A 19,020-nucleotide genomic window follows, 5' to 3' on the forward strand; every position below is an offset into this window, starting at 1 on the left:
GGGCCGCACCATGCGCGCTTCGCCCACGAGGCGGAGACACTCCGGCGCGTCGGGCCTCCCACGGTCCCCCGGATGTTGCAGGAGGGGCGGGTGGGGGGCCGGCCCTTCCTGGTGCAGGAGTTGTTGCGGGGGCAGACGCTCGCGGCGTGGATGGCGGCGCTGCCAGGAACGGGCGCGGCGTCCGTGGCGCGGGTGCGGGAGCTGCTGACGGGGCTGTGTCCGGCGGTGGCGCGAGTGCATGCGGTGGGGGTCGCTCACCGGGACCTCAAGCCGGAGAACATCTTCCTGCGCGAAGGTGGCGCGCTGAGCCTGTTGGACTTCGGGCTCGCGAGGTGGATGGACGCGGGGCCGGCGGAGGAGGCGGGGAACCGCGCGGGCACGACGGTCTACATGGCGCCGGAGCAGTGCCTGGACGCGCGCGAGGCGGGCCCGGCGGCGGACATCTACGCGTTGGGCGTCCTGCTCTTCGAACTGCTCACGGGCACGCCGCCGTTCCACGGCACACCGGACGAGGTGCGCGAAGGCCACGTGAGCCAGCGGCCGCCGCGCGTGTCGGAGCGGGCACGGGTTCCGGGAGCGCTGGACGCGGTGGTGGCGCGGTGTCTGGCCAAGGAGCCGGCGGAACGGTACGCGAGCGCGGAAGAGCTGCTGGCCGCGTTCGAGGCCGCGTGCGCGGAAGGGCCTTCGCTGCCCGGTGTCGTCGGGACGAGGGATGCGCGGCCGACGCAGGCGCTGACGACGTTCGCGGGCGCACGGCCGGTGGCGGTGCTGGGGCTGCGCACGGCCGCGTCGGTGGAAGGGCTGACGGCCACGCTGGAGCCGTTCGGCGGAGTGCTGGCGCGGGTCGCGGCGGGGGGCTACCTGCTCGTCTTCTGCGAGTCGCTGTCCGCGGAGGCGAACGTGCGCGCGGGTGCGCTCGCGGCACGGCGGTTGGTGGAGTCCGGAGAGGCCTCGGCGGTCCTGCACGCCGCGGTGCTGTACGTGCATCCCGGCACCACGTTGCCGCGCATCGCGGGGGCCGCGCTGGAGCGGCCGGAGACGTGGTGGGGAAGGGCGCTCGCGCAGGGCGAAGTGCGGGTGACACCGGAAGCGGTCGCGCGGCTGGAGCCCGGTTGGATCGAGCCCGTCGCGAAGCCCGACGACAGTGAAGTCGAGCCCGCGGGCCGCGGGTCCACGCATTCGCAAGCGGCCGTAGAGAACGAACTCGCCGCGATACAGGCAGCTGGGACACGTGAAGCCACCGCGCCGCGGGCGGCCGTGGAGGGCACGCGCGCGGCGCCCCCAGGAACCGTGGACGCCGAGCGCGAGGACGGAGCGGTCTTCCGGCTGCGCCTCCACGACGAGGACGGGGCTCGTGCTGAGGGAGGGCCTCCGCCGTTCGTGGGCCGCGACGCGCTGCTGGATGCGCTGGTCGCGGACGCGGCGCGGAGCCTGGCGTCCTCGGCTCCAGGCCTGGGCGTGCTCACCGGCGAAGTAGGGCATGGCAAGTCACGGTTGCTCAAGGCGCTCGCGCTCCAACTGGAGTCCGCGGGCCACGCCCGGGTCGTCCGTCTGCGCGCGCCGCCGCCGGATGCGTCGCTGTCCAATGCCTTGCTGGACTCCCTGCGCGCCGTCGTGGGCCGTCCTTCCGCGGAGCCCCGCATCCTGGCGGAAGCACTCCTCGCCCAGGCCCGTGAAGCCCCGCTCGTGCTGTTGCTGGACGATGCCCACCTCGCGGATCCCCCGAGCCTGGATGTGCTCGAGCGCGCCACGCTCGAAGGCCCGCGGGCCCCCTTGTGGATCTGCGTCGCCGGACGGCCTTCGCTGCTGGGCCTGCGTCCCCACCTGGGGGAGCGCAGCGCCCACGTCTCACGCCTCACGCTGCCGCCCCTGCCACCGGAAGCCAGCCGTGCGGTGCTCCTCCACCTGCTGCGCCCGGCGGAGCACATCCCCGAACCCGTGCTCGCGCGCCTGGAGCAACTGGCGCAGGGCGTGCCCCTGTCCCTCGTCGAGCTGGCTCGCGCGCTCCGTGCCGCCGGGGCCCTGCGTTCGGCGCCGGGTGGCGGCTGGTACGTCGCGCCGGACGCGCTGCTGGACGTCTCCGTCACGCCGCTCTTTGAACGGCTGGCCCCTCGCGTGCTCGCTGGCCTCCCGGAAGCCCACCGTGTGCTCGCGCGGCTGTGCGCGGTGCTCGGCACGGAGGTGGACGTCGCACGCGTGGACGCGGCCCTGCGCCACCTGACCACGGGGCCGGAGCTGTCGCGCGCCGCCGCACTGGATGCGGGCGCGGGCCTGCAACGGCTGACCCGTGCGGGCCTCCTGCGTCCCACCGGCCCGGGCCGCTTCGCCTTCCGCCACCCGCTCCTTCGCGAGGCCCTAGAGGCCCTGCTGCCTCCCGCGCCCCGACGCGCGCTGCACGCCGCCGCGCTCAAGGCCAGCGTGGGCGACGACGTGGCCGAACGCCGCCGCCGGGCCCACCATGCGGCCAGCTGCGGCGCCCACCTGGAGGCCTCGCGCGACTACCTGTCGCTGGCGGAGGAGGCCCGCTCCGGCCACCTGTCCGTGGAGGCGGAGCAGCACTACACGCGCGCGCTCGCGCTCCTTCCGGAGTCCGACGATGCGCGCCGGGCCCAGGCGCTCGCGGGGCGGGGCAAGGTGCGCCACCGCCTCCAGCGCTTCCGCGAGAGCCTCGCGGACCTGTCCGCCGCGCGCGCCCTGGCCCGCACCCGGGGCGACACCGCGCTCGAAGTGGACCTGCTGCTGGAGGAAGCCACCGCGCGCGACTGGATGGAGGACTCGGACGGCTCCGCCGCCTGCACGCGCGAAGCGCTCGACGCCGTCGAGCCGCTGGACGCGCCGCGCCTGTCCCTCCGCTGTGGCCTGGCCCGGGGCCGCCTGCACGTGCGTCAGGGCGAGTGGGCCGCCGCGGCCCGCGTGCTCACCTCCACCGCCGAAGGCGCCGAGCGCGCCCGCGACCACGAGACGCTGGTCGTGTCGCTGGCCCTGCTGGGCGCCGCGCTCACCTTCCTGGACCGCGCGCCAGAGGCCGCCGAGCGCTTCGACGAAGCCCTGGAGCGCTGCGAGGCCGCGGGCGACGGACTGCACAAGGCCGCGGTGCTGAGCAACCGCGTCCTCCTGTGGCTCCGCCAGGGCGACGTGCCCCGCATGGAAGCGGACCTGCGCCGCGCCATGGCCCTGGGCCGGGAGCTGGCCCACGCGCAGATGGAGCGCTGGTCCACCTTCAACCTGGCGGAGGTCCTCTACATGCAGGACCGGCTGGACGAAGCGCTCCCTCTCGCGCAGCGCGCGCATGAGCTGGGCGTGCGCTTCTTCCGCGAACACCCCGTGCCCGTGGACGCGCTGCTCATCGCCCGCATCCAGGCCGCCTCGGGAGACGAGGCAGCGGCGGCCCGTCAGCTCGCCTGGATCTCCGAGCGCTGTCCGCCGGAATCCCTGCCGCCCACCGCCATCATGCGGCGGCTCGTGGAGCTCCAGGTCCATCAGCAGACCACCGGCGCCTTCCGCGCGACGGACTGGGCCGCGCTCCAAACGGAAGCGGACGCGCTGGCCTCACCGGATGAGAAGGCGGAGATCCTCCTGCAGGCCACCGGCATCGCGCGCCGCACGGGCGCGATGGAGGAAGCCCGCGAGTGGCTCGAACGCGCCGGACCCGCCGTGGCCGAAGCCCCCCTGTGGGCTACGCGTTTCCACGCATTGCGCGCCGCGCTCGCACCCTCAGCGCTGTAACGGGAACCGCTACACGGTGCCGCTCCCGTAACCTTTCACGCTACAGGGAGACAAGAAGCCCACGCCTGGGGTTTCCTTCCCCTCCCATTTCCAATTCCTGCCCAAGGAGTGTTCACGCGATGGCCTCCTCCGTCCTCCGAGTCCCCTGGTGTTTCCTGTTGCTGGCCCTGACCGGCTGCGAGCCCGCGCTCCCGGAAGACGCCACCGCCAGCGCCAATGCCGACGTGGCGTTCGGCACGAGCCAGGCGGACATCCGCATCGCCAACTCGCTCACGACGCGGGAGCTGGTGCTCAACGCCATCGCCGCGAACCACGACGCCAACGCGGCCCTGTCCACGAACTCGCTGGAGTCCCTCTTCGACCCCGACGAGATGATCCCCGGCACGGGCAGCGACATCGTCAACCACCAGCTCCGCGACCCCTACGCGCAGCGCTTCATGGCGTACCTGGTGAGCTGCGCGTTGGGCGAGGGCGAGACGCTCGAATACCTCAACCCCTTCCTCCCTGGCGGCGCCCAGCGCAGTGAATGGGCCGGCTCCGCGGGCCTCTGCCCGTGGTGGCGCACGCAAGCGCCGGGCGATGCGTGCCTCCGGCGCGTGACGGCGTGCCTCCTGTCGCGCAACAACGGCCTGGGCCACCGCGTGGAGCTGTCCATGCGCGGGGAGATCCACGAGCCCGCTCTCTCCATGGCGGAGCCGTTCTCGCTGGACGCGTGGACGGTGCCGCTGGACCACGTGCCGTCCACGACCGCGTCGGTGAACAGCGCCGTGCCTTGCTCCGAACAGACGGTGGGCGCGGAGCGGAACTGCGGCTGGAAGATGCACTCGGTGGGGTGGTGCCCGGCGGGCCAGACCATCTCCGTGGGCGCGGGCGGCCCGGCGGTCTGCCCGTCCGGGACGCCGCTGGGCTCCAGCTCCGAAGCGCGCATGGTGCTGCGGGTGTGCAACGGCATCGCCGGCTGCGACAAGACGGACGCGCGGCACGTGGAGTCCAGCCAGGGGTGCTCGCCGGAGTCCACGGACCCCTCGTCCTCCACGGACACGGACCCCTCCGTGACCTTCACCTGCCCCGCGTCGGGTGGGTACTTCACGGTGATGACCGCGCCCTGGGACAGCAGCGCGGAGGGCACGGCGACCGTGGGCGTCTCCTCCGGCGTGCAGGCGCCGCTCTCCGAGCGCGCCGTGTACCGGGTCCGCGAGGGCGCCTTCTACGGCAACCTCTTCGGCAGGGACGCGCTGCGCGACGACATCAACGTGACGGTGACGTTGGTGGCAGGGTCGAAGGACCGCTACTCCATCAACCGTCCGAAGGGCCGCCAGTCGAAGCCCGTCTTCAAGGACCTCTACTCCTGCTACGACCCGGGCTGGGTGTACGGCCGGGCGTACGCGACCTACCGCGTGTGCGCGCTGCCGGGCACGCAGGAGGACTGCGCGGCCACCGTGACGGGACCGTGCTGGAGCACCGACCCGAACGTCTCCTACCAGTGCAAGACGCAGGACGGCTCGCTGCTCGCGGGAGACGGCGACTTCGAGGCCTGCATGGACACGTCCAACCATCTCTGGGAGGAGCCCGTCACCGTCTTCCTCAACGGCGCGTGCGACCTGGTGGATGAGCAGCACCGGGACCTGTGCAAGCGCTGGACGGAGCCCCCGCCGCCCCAGGAGGCCTCAAGGGGCAAGCGCTAGCCCATGACGGGCAATGGCGAGGAGGCCCTCTACGGCGAGGAGCTGCGGCCCGGCGCGCTCGTGGGCGAGTGGGTCGTGGACCACGTCCAGGTCCACGGCCCCGTGTCCGCGCTGTACCGGGCGAGGCACGCGCGGTCCGGCGTGCCCGCGGCGCTGAAGGTGCTGCACCCGCAGGTGGCCGCGGCGGCGGTGGCGCTGCGGCGCTTCCGGCGTGAAGCGGCCACGCTGCAGCGGCTTCGCCACCCGCACATCGTCACGGTGCTGGGGTACGGCGAGCTGTCGGACGGGCGGCCCTTCATCGCCATGGAGTGGCTGGAGGGGCAGGACCTGGCGGCGGAGCTGGCCACGCGAGGGCCGCTGTCCCCGCGCGAGGTGCTGGAGGTGATGGAGCAGGTGGGCGCGGCGCTGCGGGTGGCGCACGCGGCGGGCGTGGTGCACCGCGACCTGAAGGTGCAGAACGTGGTGCGGCTCGCGCCGGGGCGCGGAGGCCCCGCCGTGAAGCTGGTGGACTTCGGCGTGGCGAAGGGGCTGGTGCCGGGCGCGCCGGGCAGCTCGTCACTCACGCACACCGGCGTGGTGCTGGGCACGCCGCTGTCCATGGCGCCGGAGCAGATCCGCGGCGAGGTGCCCGACGCGCGCACGGACCTGTACGCCGCGGGCGTGCTGCTCTTCCAACTGCTCACGGGCATGCCGCCCTTCCAGGGCACCACGCGCCACGAGGTGGAGCAGCAGCACCTGCACGCGCCGCCGCCACGTCCCGGAGAGCACGCGCCGGTGTCCGCCGCGCTGGACGCGGTGGTGCTGCGGTGTCTGCGCAAGGCGCGCGAGGAGCGCCACCCGGACGTGGACGCGCTGCTGGAGGACCTGCGGGGCGCGGTGCTGGGAGGCGCGGCGCCGGTGGAGGTGCCGCGCGCGGTGGGGCTGTACGTGGAGGCGCGGCTGACGGGAGAACCGGACGCTGGCGCGATGGAGGACCTGGACGCGAGCCTGGATCGCGCGAGCACCCTGGCGCGCGAGGCCGGGATGGAGGTGCGGGTGATGGGCGGCGCGTGCCTGCTCGCCGTGGCCAGCCTCCCGGACGACGTGCGCCGTGAACGCGAGCTGCGGGCGCGGGTGCTGGACGTGGGGCTCGCGCTGACGGAGACGAACGCCTCCGCCGCGAGCCTGCACGTCACCGTGCACGTGGACCGGCTGACGTCGCGGGAAGAGGCTCACGGTTGGACGGAGGCCTCGGCCTCCGCGTGGGACGCGACGGGCGGGGAAGGGGGGCTGCTCCATTTGCCCGGCTGGGTGAGGGAGGACGGAGAAGCCGCCACCCCCATCGTCACCGGCCCGGCGCTGCGGGGACTGGAGGCGGACTTCGTCGCCCGTCCCGTGCCGGAGGCCCCCGAGCGCTGGCGGCTCTCCTCCCGGCGCTGAAGCGGCGCCTACGGCTTGATGCCGTGCCTGCGCAAGAGCCGGTAGAAGTGCACGCGGTCCATGCCGGCGGTGACGGCGGCCTGGGCCACCTTGCCCTGGTGCTTCTCCAGGAGCGCCCGCAGGTATCTGCGCTCGAAGTCGTCCACCACGCGCCGGCGCTGCTCCGCGTACGGCCGCGACAGGTCCAATTCCAGCGGGCTGCCCTCCGGGCGCGAGTCCTCCTCCGCCAGCGGCAGCGCGTCCTCGAACACCAGGCAGCGCTCCAGGTGGTTGCGCAGCTCGCGCACGTTGCCCGGCCACGCCGCGTGCCTCAGGCGCGACAGGAACTCCGGCGTGCGCAGCGCGCCCGTGCGCTCAGGGTCGGCGCCCAGCGACGCCAGGATGCCCGACACCAGCATGGGCAGGTCCTCCGGCCGCTGGCGCAGGGATGGCATGGCGATGCGCAGCACCGCGAGCCGGAAGAACAGGTCGGAGCGGAAGCGGCCCGCGTTCACCTCCGCGCGCAGGTCGCGGTGCGTGGCCGCGATGAGCCGCACGTCCACCGGCTGGTAGGTGTTGCTGCCCACCCGGCGGATCTCCCGGTTCTCCAGCACGCGCAGGAGCTTGGGCTGCAGCTCCGGGGGCAGCTCGCCAATCTCGTCCAGGAAGACGGTGCCGCCGTCGGCCTCCTCGAAGACGCCCGCGCGCCGGCTCACCGCGCCGGTGAAGGAGCCCTTCTCGTGGCCGAACAGCTCGCTCTCCAGGATGTGCGGGGGGATGGCGCCGCAGTCCACCACCAGGAACGCCGCGTCCTTGCGCCGGCTGGCCTGATGGATGGCGAGCGCCGCCTGGCTCTTGCCCGTGCCTGTCTCTCCCTCCAGCAGCACCGTGACGTCGCGCGCGGAGGCCCGCTCCATCATCGCGAAGCAGCCGCGCATGGCCACGGACGTGCCCACCAGCGTGCCGAAGCGCGTCAGTTCCGACAGGGGCAGCCGGTTGCTCTCCGCGCTGAAGTCGAACCGCAGCACCACGCGGCCCAGCCGCAGCAGGCTGCCGCTGCGCAGGATGCCCTCCACCACCTGCACGCCGTCCACGATGACGCCGTTGAGGCTGTCCAGGTCCTTCACCTGCGGGCCCTTGGGCCCGATGCGCACCTCGCAGTGGAAGCGCGACACGGTGGAGTCCTCCACCGCGAAGTCGTTGAGCGGATGCGAGCCCACCGAGCAGGTGTCCGACGTGGATTCCCACACCGTGCCCACGCCCGGGCCCTCCACCACGGACAGGCGGAAGCGGCGCACCATGGGCAGGTCCCCCGGACGGCGGGCCTGCTCATACGGCAGCGTCACGTGGAGCGCGGCTTCCTGGCCCTCTTCGTCCGGGCGGGCGCCCTTGTCCTTCGACTCCCCGGGGGCCCCGTCGACACGGGTTCGATCCGACACAGACATGCACTTCAAACTACCACGTCCGGGCCACACGGGGCGGAGCAGCCGGGTGTCCGCCAGGACACAGACGCGGTGCGCGCACGCAGAGCGTCAGCTCAGCGTCACGTCCAGGAACATCATCAGCACGAAGCCCACCATCAGCCCGGCGGTGGCCTCCTTCGCGTACTCCTGGCGGTGGCTCTCGGGGATCATCTCGTCGCTGACGACGTACAGCATGGAGCCGCCCGCGAACGCGAGCGCCCACGGCAGCACGCCTGACGCGAACGACGTGGCGAAGAAGCCCACCAGCGCGGCCACGCCCTCCACCAGCCCCGTGTAGAGCGCCACCAGCACCGCCTGCTTGCGGCTGTACGCCACGCCCATCAGCGCCAGCGCGACGACGAACCCCTCCGGGATGTCCTGCAACCCGATGCCCACGAGGATGGGCGCGGCGATGGTCATGGATCGGCTGCCCACGCCGGTACCCACCGCCAGGCCCTCCGGGAAGTTGTGCAGCGCGATGGCCAGCACGAACAGCCAGATGCGCTTCAGGTTCGCCGCCTGCGCGTTGCCCTCCTGGCCCTTGATGAAGTGCTCGTGCGGGATGAAGCGGTTGCACAGGTGCAGGAACAGGCCCCCCACCAGCATGCTGCCGCCCACCACCAGCGCGGGGAAGAAGCGCGACGTGGAGCGCTCCTCCGCCAGGTGGATGGCGGGAACGACGAGCGAGAAGGCCGTGGCCGCGAGCATCACGCCCGCGCTGAAGCCCATCAGCACGTCCTTGGTGCGCTGGGAGATGCCGCCCATGGCCAGGGCGGGCACGGCGCCCAGGCTGGTGGAGAGGACGGTGACGGCGCTGCCAACGAGCGCCAGTGCGAGGGTGGACGAGCCGAAACCGCTGTCGGACATGGCCCCCTCAACCTGTCGTACTCCCCGCCGCCCGGCCACCTTTTCGGCGGGGCCGGGCGCGAAGGGTGCCCGCCATGAACAGCCTTTCCCTAGAGGACGCACTCAGGGCGACAAGCGCTGCTTCTCCCGCAGGATGAGGTGCCACTCCTGGAGGTTCTTCTGGAGCGCGGACTGCCACGCGTCGATCTCCGGATCCAGACGCCTGTCCACGCCGCGCAGGGACTCCAGGAGCGGCCGGGCGCTGGACTGGCCCAGCCGCGCGAGCCCCTCCAGCGCGGACTTGCGCACCGCGAGGTCGCTGTCGCTCCGATACAGAGAAGTGAGCGAGCGGCGCGCGCCCGCGGACTCGGAGCCCGGCACGCCGCCCAGGGCCTTCGCCGCCGCCGCGCGCAGACCCGCGTCCTCCGAGCGCAGTTGCTGGGTGAGCTTGCGCACCACCTCCGGGCTCGCGGCCTCCATGGAGACCTCGCCCAGCAGGCGTCTGGCCAGCGCAGGGTCGTCCGTGGCCGTGGCGACCTTCACCGCCGCTTCGGCCAGCTCCGGGTTGTGGCCGAAGTAGATGCCGGCGCTCTCCGTCACCAGGTTCTCCACCACCGCCTGGCGCACCTCCGGCGCGCTGTCGCGCACGAGCTGCTCGTAGGTGACGACGTCGCCGTTCTTCGCCATGAACTCCACCGACGGCGAGCCCTGGAGCGCACGCACCGCCGCGGCGCGCAGGCCGGGGTCCGCGTCCTGGCTCGCGCGGGAGAGCAGCGGCTGGAGCAGCTCCGGCTTCTGCGCGTTGCTCGCCTTGGTGGCCAGCGCCGCGCCCACGGCCTCCAGCACGGCGGGGTCGCGCTCCTGGCTCACCGCGCGGCCCAGGGTCTCCGGTGACATGGCGATGGCGGCCTCCTTCAGGCGCAGCCGCGCGTACTTGCGGTACGCGGGCGAGCCCGTCTGCATGGCCACGCGCACCTCGTCCAGCATGCCCTCCACCGTGCAGGCCGTCCGGGTGGGGACGGCGACGGGCGCTCCCTGCGCCAGGGCCAGGCCGGGCAGCAGCGCCAGCCAGAGCACCCGGGCCTTCATCGTTCGCGAGCCCATCAGTGCGGCGCTCCTTCCTCGACCACGCAGTCGTGGTGTTCCTTCTTGCCCAGCCAGATGCGCGCGAAGTCCGTGGTGCCGGTGGCGTACAGCGCCTTGAAGTCCAGGTAGTCCTGCCGCAGGCGCGGGTCCTTGCGCGCGAACTCCTCCACCAGGGGCAGCGCGTCCGCGCCGGCCGCGCGCACCGCGAAGCGCAGGAAGGCCCAGCGCACGCACAGGTCATGCTCGCCGTCGAAGGCGGCGCGGTACGCGTCCAGGGCCTTTCGCGGGTCCTCGGTGACGGCGAGCCGGAAGGCGGCCATCTCGCGCACGTCGCGCTCCTTGTCGGTGCGCATCACCTTCGCCAGCGTGTCGATGGAGTCCGGGTCGAGCAGCGGGTCGGAGTACGACGGCATCTCCAGCGCGAGCAGCCGCACCGCCGTGTCCTCCGACGTGGTGCCGATGTCCAGCAGGTCCTTCCAGTACGGCGCATACGTGCCGGTGCGCTCGTAGTCCTCCTTCATCACCCGGCCCAGCGTGCGCGTGGCCACCCACGCGGCGGAGTCCGCGGAGTCATCCATCGCGATGGCCTTGATTCGGCCGCGCATCTCCGGCGTGAAGCGGTGCTGCGTCCCCAGCGCGTCCAGGACGGCGGCGCGGTCCTGCGTGAACAGCGACTTGTTCTCGGCCACCGCCATCAGCTTCTCCGTGACGCGCGGGTGGCGCACGGCGGGCGCGGCCTTGAGGGCCTCCAGGTAGATGGACGGCTCCGGCGGCGCGGCGTTCACCGCCCACGCCAACAGCTGCAGCGCGCGGTCCGGGTCGTTGCCCACGAGCTCCGTCAAACGCTCCTGGAGATAGGCCACCAGCGCGGTGTCGCGCGCCTGGATGGCGGCGGCCACGGCGGCATGCAGCGACTCCAGCGTCGCGGACCTGTCCAGCGCGGCCAGGCCGTCCCAGCACCCTGGCATCGGAATCTCCTCGCGCGGTCCGGCGCGCGCGGCGGGCGGAGGCTCCACGTGGGCTCCCTTCCCGGCGGCGGCCGTGGCCATGGCAGGAGTCACCGCGACGTGCGGCGGAGGACCGGCGTCAGCGCTCCCGGCCGAGCCCCGCCACCACACGACGCCCAGGGCGACGAGGAGGACGAGGCCGGCGAGCGCGACCTTGAAGAGGGGACGGGAGGTCATGTCGAAGGGGGCTCACACGGTGAGGGAAGGAAGGGCGCACGCGCGCCCGAAACAGCCGGGCGGGGCACACGCGGCCCCCGCCCGGAGCCACACGGGCTACAGCGTGGGAACGCCCAGCCGGTTGTTGCAGTAGGCGTTGGTGCCGCACGTGGTGCCGACGCTGGTGTACCAGGCCGACTTGCGCGTGCCGTACTGCCGGTTGTCCGCGTGAACGTGCGGGCCGGTGGCGTTGCCCGTACCGCCCACGAGCCCCAGCGCGCAGCGGTCGCACGTCTTCGTGCCGGAGCTGACGTTGGCGTAGAAGTGCAGCTGGCGGAAGTCCCAGCCGCTCCCGCCGGACACCACGTAGTAGTTGCCCGCGCCGCCGTTGCAGGTGGAGCCGTAGCAGGCCCCCGCGCAGCCGCCGTAGTAGTAATAGTAGTAGTTGCCCACCAGCATGCCCCGGTGGTTCCACTCGCCGCAGGTACCGTTACCGATATCCAGCGCCGTGTGGCTGCTCCCGGTGCAGCCGTAATAGGTGGTCGAGTTCACGTAGGCCGCCGTGTCGCAGATGGGGCCGTTCGCCGTGGCCGCCACTCCAGGTCCGGCCCACGCCGCGGCGGCCAGCGCCACCCCGGCGGACAGCAACGTCTTCAGCTTCATGCGGTGCTCCCTCCCGTCATCCGCCCGCCGTTCCCCCGCGAATGGGGCGGGGGCGGTGAAGCTGTAATACACGAAAGACTGGAAATCGTCTCGCGAATCGGGAATTGAGAAACACAACGATTCCAGGGGCTTCCGTGCCGCGCCGTGTCGTTTCCCGGTGTGCGACGCAACTGGCGGCAAACGTTCACGACAATCTGGAATGTCGGCGTTCTGCCGACCCTGGCACCCCACCGCCGGGACCCTCAGTCCAGGTGTCTCCGTCACCTGGGAGAAGCGACATGACCACGATTGGCAAGCCCGGCTCGCGCACGACGTCCCCTGTCAGCACCCAGCCGGCGAAGACGCCCGCGACGCCCGCCAGGCCCAACGCGGTGAAGGCCGCTGTCACGCAGCGGATGTCGGACGGCTTCGACTCCGGGCCCCGCGCGGGCGCGCGTCCCCCGCTGACGGAGGTCCGCACCACCGAGACGGCGGTGAAGAAGGACAAGGACGGCGGCGGCTTCCTGGGCGGTCTCGCGTCGGGCCTCGGCTCGGCCCTCGACAAGATCGGCAAGGGCGTGGCGAAGGCGCTCGCGCCGCAGGTGAGCACGAACGCGGACGGGCGCACGGTGGTGGACCTGGGCGCGGGCAACAACACCGCCAAGGTGACGCAGAACAAGAACGGCGGGCTCACCATCACGTCCGGCAGCGACACGGTGAACCTCACCGCCGAGCAGGCCAAGGGCGTCATCATCAACGGCGGCGCGGGCAACGACTCCATCACCGTGGACGCGAGCGTCACGCAGGACATCACCCTGGATGGCGGTGAGGGCGACGACAAGCTCACGGGCGGCGCGGGCAACGACACGCTCATCGGCGGCGCGGGCAACGACACCGTCATCGGTGGCGAGGGCAAGGACACGCTGAAGGGCCAGGACGGCGACGACTACCTGGAGGGCGGCGCGGGCGACGACCGCATCTTCGGCGGCGAGGGCCGCGACGTGATGTACGGCCTGGATGGCAATGACACCCTGTCGGGTGGCAAGGGCCGGGACTACATCGACGCGGGCGCGGGCAACGACCGGGCCTTCGGCGGCGAGGGCGACGATCAGGTCATCGGCGGGCGCGGCGATGACACGCTGAGCGGCGGCGAGGGCAACGACGCGGTGGCGGGTGGCGAGGGCAAGGACACGGTCCGGGGCGGCAAGGGCACGGACAAGCTCTACGTCGAGGAGAACGAGGCCACCTGCGACGCGGCCGAGGGCGAGCGCGAAATCGTCGACATGACGAACGCGGACCAGCGGGGCTCCTCCGTCTCCGTGACGGGCAGCGCGGAGTTCCAGGCGCGCGTGCAGTCGGACCTGGACGCGATGCGCTCGCTGCCTTCGGGCCAGGACCTGCTGCGCACGCTGGACGACAGCGGCAAGAAGACGGTCATCCGTGAGACGTCCAGCGGCAACAGCGCGGGCGGCACGAACTTCAACGACGGCTTCATGAACGCGGACGGCACGCCGGGCAAGGGCACGGACTCGCAGGTGAACTACAACACCACGCGCATCTCGCTGGGCAGCGAGGAGTGGATGAACCGCCCGCCGGTGGTGGGCCTGTTCCACGAGCTGGTGCACGCGTCGGACATGAACAACGGCACGCTGGCGCTGGGCTCCAAGAACGGCACGCGCAACCTGGAGACCTCCGCGGTGGGCCTGCCCATCGACCTGGACCAGGACCCGTCCACGCCGGACGTGGTGCAGGGCGGCCGTCCCGGAGAGAACGTCCTGCGCGACGACCTGAACCTGCCGACCCGCCCGCGCTACTAGGATTCGGAGGATGAAGACCTTCCGCCGCGCTGGTGCCATCATGGCGCTGGCAATCATCGTGGGCTGTGCGCGGGCGCCGGAGCGGCCCGCGCCCCCAGCAGCGGACCCAGGAGGACAGCGCGTGGCCCAGGCGGACGTGGAGCTGAAGGTGGAGTCGGTGGCGCGCGAGGCGGACACGCTCGCCGTCACCTACGCGGTGCACAACCGGACGCAGAAGGCCGTGCTGCTCCTGGACGGCCTGTGGGACGTGGGCTTCAGCGGCCACCTCACGCTGGCGCCCGAGCGGGCCTACGTGGACCTGTCCGGCGGCAAGGTCGTGCTGTCGCGGATGTTGCTGCCGGTGCCGGAAGACCTGGCGGTGGAGGCGCCGGAGGTGCCAGCGGTCAGCCGCGTGGAGCCGGGCGCCACGGTGAACCGCCGCGCGGTGGTGCCGCTGCCCCTGCGCACCGCGCTGCCGTACCCCACGGGCCCGGAGGAGACGCGCGAGCTGTCCACCGTGCGCGAGGTGTCCCTGCGCGTGGGCTACCTGCCGGACGCGGACGCGGTGACGCTGAGCCAGGGGAAGGACGCGCAGGGCACGCCCATCCAGACGCCCCATTACGGGCCGGCGGTGACGGCGCAGCGGGTGTTGGACAGCGGACCCCTGCCGGTGACGGACGCGAAGTAGGGAGCCCGGGCCCTGGCGGTGGCGGACGAAAGCGATGACGGCTCCGGGCCCGTCATCGTCACCGAGGACGAGCAAGGGCGCCGCTCGCTGCGCTTCGGCGATGGGGGGGCGCGCCAGAGCGTGGTGTGGCCCGGCGAACCGCTGCGGCTGGAGCTGCCGTACACCCGCATGTCGATGGTGGCGCTGGCGTTCGTGCCCCGGCCGGAGAACATCCTCGCCATCGGGTTGGGGGGCGGCTCCATCCCCATGTTCCTGCGCGCGGTGCTGCCGGACACGCAGATCGACGTGGTGGAGGTGGACGCGGCGGTGGTGGACGCCGCGAAGGAGTACTGCGGCTTCCAGGAGGACGCGCTCCTGCGAGCGCACGTGGGGGACGGGCGGGCCTTCATCGAGGCGGACGGGCCGCCCTACGACCTCATCTTCCTGGATGCGTACGGGGCGGATCAGATCCCCGGGCACCTGGCCACGCGCGAGTTCCTGGGCGCGGTGCGCTCGCGGCTGACGCGGGGCGGGGCGGTGGCGAGCAACGTCTGGGAGTCCGCGGCGAACCCGCACTACGACGCGATGGTGCGCACCTACCAGGTGAGCTTCCACGGCCTGTCCGTCTTCGAGGTGCCCACCACGACCAACCGCGTCCTGGTGGGGCTGGAAGGCCCGCTGCGGCTGACGCGCGAGGCGCTGGTGGAGCGGGCCCGCCGGGTGGAGCGGGAGCGGAAGCTGCCGTTCCGGTTGAGCACCCTGGTGGAGCAGCGCTACCGGCCCCTGACGCGGCGTCTGGGTCGGGGGCGGGTGCTGACGGACGCGGGGCTGGGGCCTGGCGGCCTCATTCCGGAGGAGTGAGGCCGCTCTGCTGGCCAGTGAGCACGGCCCCGCCCGGTCGCGGCTGAATCAGGGGGCGGCGCTGCTAATCTTGAAGGCTCGGTACGTCAGCATCCTTTCGGGAGACGCGATGAACGGCGCGAACGACGGACGACCCGGCCAGCCCTCTGTTCCCTCCGAGGATGAGGCGTCGTTGGCGGACGAAGCGTCCGATGCCGGGGGCCTGGAGGCCCGTCCGAAATCGAAGCCCATCTACGTGTTGGAAGGCAACACGCTGAGGACGCGGCTGACGCGCGAGCTGGGCATCCACTATCCCTTCGTCGGGGCGGGCATGGCGTTCGTGTCCCTGCCGCCGCTGGTGGTGGCGGTGTCGGAAGCAGGCGGCCTGGGAATGTTGGGCACGGCGCCGGAGCCTCCGGGAGTGCTGGAGGCGCGGCTGAAGGCCATCCAGGCAGGCACGCGGCGGCCCTACGGCGTGGACTTCATCATGGACAAGCTGGAGCCGCACGGCTTCACGACGCGGGACCATGTGGACACGTGCATCGCGGCGAAGGTGCCGGTGGTGGTGTTCCACTGGGCGCTGCCGCCGCGCGAGTGGATTCAAGCGCTGCAGGCCGCGGGGACGCGGGTCTGGATGCAGGCAGGCACGGTGGAGCTGGCGAGGCAGGCACTGGACGCCGGGGTGGAGGGGCTCATCGCCCAGGGGCGGCAGGCGGGCGGGCGCAACCTGGGCAGCACGCCGACGTTGGTCCTGCTGAAGGAGTTCCGGAAGCTGACGGACGCGGTGCCGGTGCTCGCGGCGGGAGGCATCGCGGACGGGTTCAGCGCGGCGCGCGCACTGCATCACGGCGCGGACGGCGTCTGGGTGGGCACGCGGCTGGTGGCGTCGGTGGAGGCGTACGCGCACCCGCTCTACAAAGAGCGGCTGGTGGACGGGGACGCGGGCGACACGGCGATGACGACGTTGTTCGGGCCGGAGTGGCCGGGCAAGCGCATGAGGGTGATTCGCAACCGCGTGGTGCGCGAGTGGGCGGGGCGCGAGCCGAGCGTGCCACCGGCGGCGGAGTCGGAGGCCATCGGGACGACGCGGCTGTTCCCAGGGGTGCTGGACGTGCCGTACGTGATGCCGAAGTTCAGCTCGTTTTTGCCCACGCCGGACACCCAGGGGGACCTGGAGGAGATGAGCCTCCCGGCGGGAGGCGCGAGCATGGCGCGCATCGACACCGTGCAGCCCGCGGGGCAGATCGTCGTGGAGATGATGGAGCGGGCCCGGCGTCTCTTGGAGTCGCCGGAGGGGCTGGATGAGGCGGATGAGGAGGACAGGGGGTAGGGCGCCGCTGATTCGAGCAGGCTCTCCAGCGAGGCCAGGTTGGGACCCTCCTGCGGAAACATCCGAGAGCCCCACCTGGCCTGTGGAGAGAGCGCCGCGCTCTGTCAATTCATCGGGCAGTTGTACGCATTGGTGCCGTCGAGCCGCGTCGTGCCGGACTTGCAAGAGAGGCTCTGGTACGTGGTTGCCACCGCTGAATCCGTGATGTTCACCTTGTTCAGGGCAGGCAGCGACGTGTAGTGCCACACGATGTGGTTGGTGTCCGAGCCCGCACCCGTCCAGTTGAAGCGGATGCCATGATGAGTCATGTCGCCAAGTACCACGTAGTAGCCGCGGGCCGAGCTCCCCCCGATCTCCGTGATGACCTCACGGTTGTCGTCCGTCGCCCACACGGCCTTGACGGCGAATCGCTTGTCCACATTGCCCTGCTGCCACCAGCCCTCCAGCAGTCGCTTGGGGAAATCAGCCGTGGCGGGCGGCTGCGGCGGCAGCGAGGGGTAGGGGATGCCCTCATCCCAGACGAGCTTCATCGTCTGGCAGGTGCTCCCGGGTGAGGACCCCGGGAGGCCATTATTGTGGAAGGTGACGTTGAAGACGTTCGCGGTGGTCGTCGGCGTGGCTACGACGGCATAGCGTCCCGAGGGGAGCACGCAGAGTTGCGGATCCTGGATGGGCGCGGCGAGCCCCTGCTCCGTGGTCTTGATTGACGGGGCCCGGGAGATTTCCTCCTCGGGGGCCATCGTCGCCGCATCAGGGCCGCAACCCGAGCCGAGCATCAAGCCCATCAACAACGTACCCGCATACGCACCGCGCAAGAATCGAACCGCCATGTGGTGACTCCTTGGATGGATGTGACTGACCTGCTTCCCGATACGAGGGCACCGCCTGCTGAGCGGCCTATGCCCTACTACCGAGTAAATCATGTCAATCGTGCTAAATGTAACATTCTTGAAATAATTGTTTCCTGTGCTGTCGGGGTGGAATCTTTGTAGATGGATTGACGCGATGCTTTGTCATCCGCGAGAGAGGGCGGTGTGCCGCACCCGTGGGCACAGCGAGCCGTGCGCGATGAACGTCGCGGGCACGGCGTCTCTTGGAGTCGCCGGAGGGCTGGATGCGGCGGACCCGGGTTAGCGCGGGGGGAGCTGCTGTTCGAGGCGGTCTTCCCAGTCGTCCAGCGCGGAATGGGGCCCCGCGTAGTCCTCTGCGGTGCGCGCGAAGTTGGCGGACCGCGCAATCGTTTGCAGTGCCGCCTTCAGCGCTTTTGCTTCTGGTGCGCCCGCGCTTCTGCGGGACAACTCCTTCCGGAGCCGTTGGATGCGCTGAAAGAGTTCCTTCTTCGCCGGAGGCGTGGGGGGAGCCACACCCGCGTCGGTCGCAGGAGTGCCCGCGTCGGTTGCGGTAGGGGGACCAGGCACCGCGCGAAGCCGGACGACACTTCGCGAGGAGCTGAAGCACCAGCGCGTCCACTTCCTTCGGCAGCCCCGCGAGGCGCGACGAAGGCAGCGGCGGCGCTTGCTCCAGGTGCGCGAACATCACCTGGACGGTTTCGCCCTGGAACGGGCGCATGCCGGTGAGCAACTGGAACATCATCACGCCCGCCGCGTAGAGGTCCGTCGCCGGCCCCACGGTGTCGCCGCGGATCTGCTCGGGCGCCATGAACTCCGGCGTGCCGAGGACCAGGTCATCCGCCGTGAGCGGTTTGTCGCGTGACTCCAGCAGCTTCGCGATGCCGAAGTCGACCAGCTTGACGGTGACGGAAGCCCTGGCGCTTCGACGATGAAGACGTTGGCGGGCTTCAAGGTCGCGGTGAACGATGCCCGCCCGGTGCGCCGCCCCCAGCGCGGAGAGGACCTGGTCCATGACCCAGACGATGGACTCCAGGTCCATGGTGCGTTTCACGCGGACGAAATCGGAGAGCGCCTGTCCCTGGAGCAACTCCATGGTGACGTAGGGCCGCTCATCCGGGAGCGTGCCAAAGCCAAAGGTGTCAATGATGCCCGGGTGCCGGACGGCATTGACCGCACGGGCCTCCCACGAGCAGCCGCTCATGCACCTGGGGGGAGACGAGTTCCGCGCGCAACACCTTGATGACGGCCTGCTTCCCGATGAGGGAATGGGTGGCTCGATAGACGACCCCCATCCCTCCTTCGCCGATCCGCTCCTCGACGGTGAAGTCACCAATCTGTGAGGAGAGCAGCGGGTCCACGAGCGGCATGGCCTCCGCCGACGCGGTCTTCCGCATGGAGAGCGTCGCCCCGTCGGGATTGGAAGGACGGTGGGTTTTCATGAGGGGGAGTTCGCGCGGACCATCGCCGCGCATTTCCCCTGATTCCAAACAACCCGCTGGCAAGGGATGGCTTGGCGGAGGGCCGCGA

General features: G+C 71.6%; 15 protein-coding genes. 7 read left to right on the forward strand and 8 right to left on the reverse strand.

Features of this window, described 5'->3' with window-relative positions:
* From D7V80_RS42870 to D7V80_RS20380, 3 genes are all read left to right on the forward strand, one after another.
* Positions 1-3,726 (forward strand): serine/threonine-protein kinase PknK (locus tag D7V80_RS42870; protein ID WP_233585540.1); only part of this gene is annotated, 3,726 nt, incomplete at its 5' end.
* 119 nt (positions 3,727-3,845) lie between these two features.
* On the forward strand, positions 3,846-5,411 hold the full coding sequence (locus D7V80_RS20375) for a hypothetical protein (protein WP_120589731.1): 1,566 nt from the start codon (positions 3,846-3,848) through the stop codon (positions 5,409-5,411).
* Positions 5,412-5,414: 3 nt separating this feature from the next.
* Entirely contained in the window at positions 5,415-6,830 is a 1,416-nt protein-coding gene (locus D7V80_RS20380; RefSeq protein WP_120589732.1) for a serine/threonine-protein kinase, read from the forward strand.
* Positions 6,831-6,838: 8 nt separating this feature from the next.
* Here the strand turns inward: D7V80_RS20380 and D7V80_RS20385 are convergent, their stop codons facing one another.
* From D7V80_RS20385 to D7V80_RS20405, 5 genes are all read right to left on the reverse strand, one after another.
* The gene (locus D7V80_RS20385; protein ID WP_233585541.1) at positions 6,839-8,254 is read right to left on the reverse strand and encodes a sigma 54-interacting transcriptional regulator; all 1,416 of its coding nucleotides are present in this window, start codon (positions 8,252-8,254) and stop codon (positions 6,839-6,841) included.
* Between the two features lie 87 nt (positions 8,255-8,341).
* Positions 8,342-9,139: a ZIP family metal transporter gene (locus D7V80_RS20390; RefSeq protein WP_014398598.1), complete on the reverse strand. Its 798-nt coding sequence runs from the start codon at positions 9,137-9,139 to the stop codon at positions 8,342-8,344.
* Positions 9,140-9,241: 102 nt separating this feature from the next.
* On the reverse strand, positions 9,242-10,222 hold the full coding sequence (locus D7V80_RS20395) for a HEAT repeat domain-containing protein (protein WP_120589733.1): 981 nt from the start codon (positions 10,220-10,222) through the stop codon (positions 9,242-9,244).
* Positions 10,222-11,388, reverse strand: coding sequence for a HEAT repeat domain-containing protein (locus tag D7V80_RS20400; RefSeq protein ID WP_120589734.1), 1,167 nt, complete (start codon positions 11,386-11,388; stop codon positions 10,222-10,224). Before D7V80_RS20400 ends, D7V80_RS20395 begins: the two co-directional genes overlap by 1 nt.
* Positions 11,389-11,484: 96 nt before the next feature.
* Positions 11,485-12,030 (reverse strand): peptidase M23, encoded by a 546-nt coding sequence (locus D7V80_RS20405; RefSeq protein ID WP_120589735.1) that lies wholly within the window; start codon positions 12,028-12,030, stop codon positions 11,485-11,487.
* Positions 12,031-12,308: 278 nt separating this feature from the next.
* Here D7V80_RS20405 and D7V80_RS20410 point away from each other — a divergent pair, with 278 nt between their 5' ends.
* The 4 genes from D7V80_RS20410 to D7V80_RS20425 all read left to right on the forward strand — a co-directional run bounded on the left by D7V80_RS20410 (position 12,309) and on the right by D7V80_RS20425 (position 16,642).
* Positions 12,309-13,826, forward strand: a complete 1,518-nt coding sequence (locus D7V80_RS20410; RefSeq protein ID WP_120589736.1) for a M91 family zinc metallopeptidase — start codon at positions 12,309-12,311, stop codon at positions 13,824-13,826.
* Positions 13,827-13,836: 10 nt separating this feature from the next.
* A complete protein-coding gene (locus D7V80_RS20415; protein WP_120589737.1) occupies positions 13,837-14,493 on the forward strand; it encodes a hypothetical protein in 657 nt (218 codons plus the stop codon).
* Between the two features lie 18 nt (positions 14,494-14,511).
* Positions 14,512-15,333 (forward strand): spermidine synthase, encoded by an 822-nt coding sequence (locus D7V80_RS20420; RefSeq protein WP_120589738.1) that lies wholly within the window; start codon positions 14,512-14,514, stop codon positions 15,331-15,333.
* 172 nt (positions 15,334-15,505) lie between these two features.
* On the forward strand, positions 15,506-16,642 hold the full coding sequence (locus D7V80_RS20425; protein ID WP_233585542.1) for a nitronate monooxygenase family protein: 1,137 nt from the start codon (positions 15,506-15,508) through the stop codon (positions 16,640-16,642).
* A gap of 104 nt (positions 16,643-16,746) precedes the next feature.
* Here D7V80_RS20425 and D7V80_RS20430 read toward each other — a convergent pair whose 3' ends face one another.
* From D7V80_RS20430 to D7V80_RS42875, 3 genes are all read right to left on the reverse strand, one after another.
* A complete protein-coding gene (locus D7V80_RS20430) occupies positions 16,747-17,472 on the reverse strand; it encodes a hypothetical protein (protein WP_147447157.1) in 726 nt (241 codons plus the stop codon).
* A gap of 103 nt (positions 17,473-17,575) precedes the next feature.
* The gene (locus tag D7V80_RS20435) at positions 17,576-18,694 is read right to left on the reverse strand and encodes a serine/threonine-protein kinase (protein ID WP_233585543.1); all 1,119 of its coding nucleotides are present in this window, start codon (positions 18,692-18,694) and stop codon (positions 17,576-17,578) included.
* Entirely contained in the window at positions 18,633-18,965 is a 333-nt protein-coding gene (locus tag D7V80_RS42875; RefSeq protein WP_233585544.1) for a hypothetical protein, read from the reverse strand. The genes D7V80_RS20435 and D7V80_RS42875 overlap by 62 nt, the downstream gene beginning before the upstream one ends.
* Positions 18,966-19,020 lie beyond the last annotated feature (55 nt).

Origin of the sequence: Corallococcus sp. CA054B, assembly GCF_003611625.1 — a bacterium.
Classification (GTDB): domain Bacteria; phylum Myxococcota; class Myxococcia; order Myxococcales; family Myxococcaceae; genus Corallococcus; species Corallococcus coralloides.

Coding starts and splice junctions, on each gene's coding strand:
- D7V80_RS20375 (WP_120589731.1), top strand. CDS start 3,846: ATGGCCTCCTCCGTCCTCCGAGTCCCCTGGTGTTTCCTGTTGCTGGCC.
- D7V80_RS20380 (WP_120589732.1), top strand. CDS start 5,415: ATGACGGGCAATGGCGAGGAGGCCCTCTACGGCGAGGAGCTGCGGCCC.
- D7V80_RS20385 (WP_233585541.1), bottom strand. CDS start 8,254: ATGTCTGTGTCGGATCGAACCCGTGTCGACGGGGCCCCCGGGGAGTCG.
- D7V80_RS20390 (WP_014398598.1), bottom strand. CDS start 9,139: ATGTCCGACAGCGGTTTCGGCTCGTCCACCCTCGCACTGGCGCTCGTT.
- D7V80_RS20395 (WP_120589733.1), bottom strand. CDS start 10,222: ATGGGCTCGCGAACGATGAAGGCCCGGGTGCTCTGGCTGGCGCTGCTG.
- D7V80_RS20400 (WP_120589734.1), bottom strand. CDS start 11,388: ATGACCTCCCGTCCCCTCTTCAAGGTCGCGCTCGCCGGCCTCGTCCTC.
- D7V80_RS20405 (WP_120589735.1), bottom strand. CDS start 12,030: ATGAAGCTGAAGACGTTGCTGTCCGCCGGGGTGGCGCTGGCCGCCGCG.
- D7V80_RS20410 (WP_120589736.1), top strand. CDS start 12,309: ATGACCACGATTGGCAAGCCCGGCTCGCGCACGACGTCCCCTGTCAGC.
- D7V80_RS20415 (WP_120589737.1), top strand. CDS start 13,837: ATGAAGACCTTCCGCCGCGCTGGTGCCATCATGGCGCTGGCAATCATC.
- D7V80_RS20430 (WP_147447157.1), bottom strand. CDS start 17,472: ATGGCGGTTCGATTCTTGCGCGGTGCGTATGCGGGTACGTTGTTGATG.
- D7V80_RS20435 (WP_233585543.1), bottom strand. CDS start 18,694: ATGAGCGGCTGCTCGTGGGAGGCCCGTGCGGTCAATGCCGTCCGGCAC.
- D7V80_RS42875 (WP_233585544.1), bottom strand. CDS start 18,965: ATGCGCGGCGATGGTCCGCGCGAACTCCCCCTCATGAAAACCCACCGT.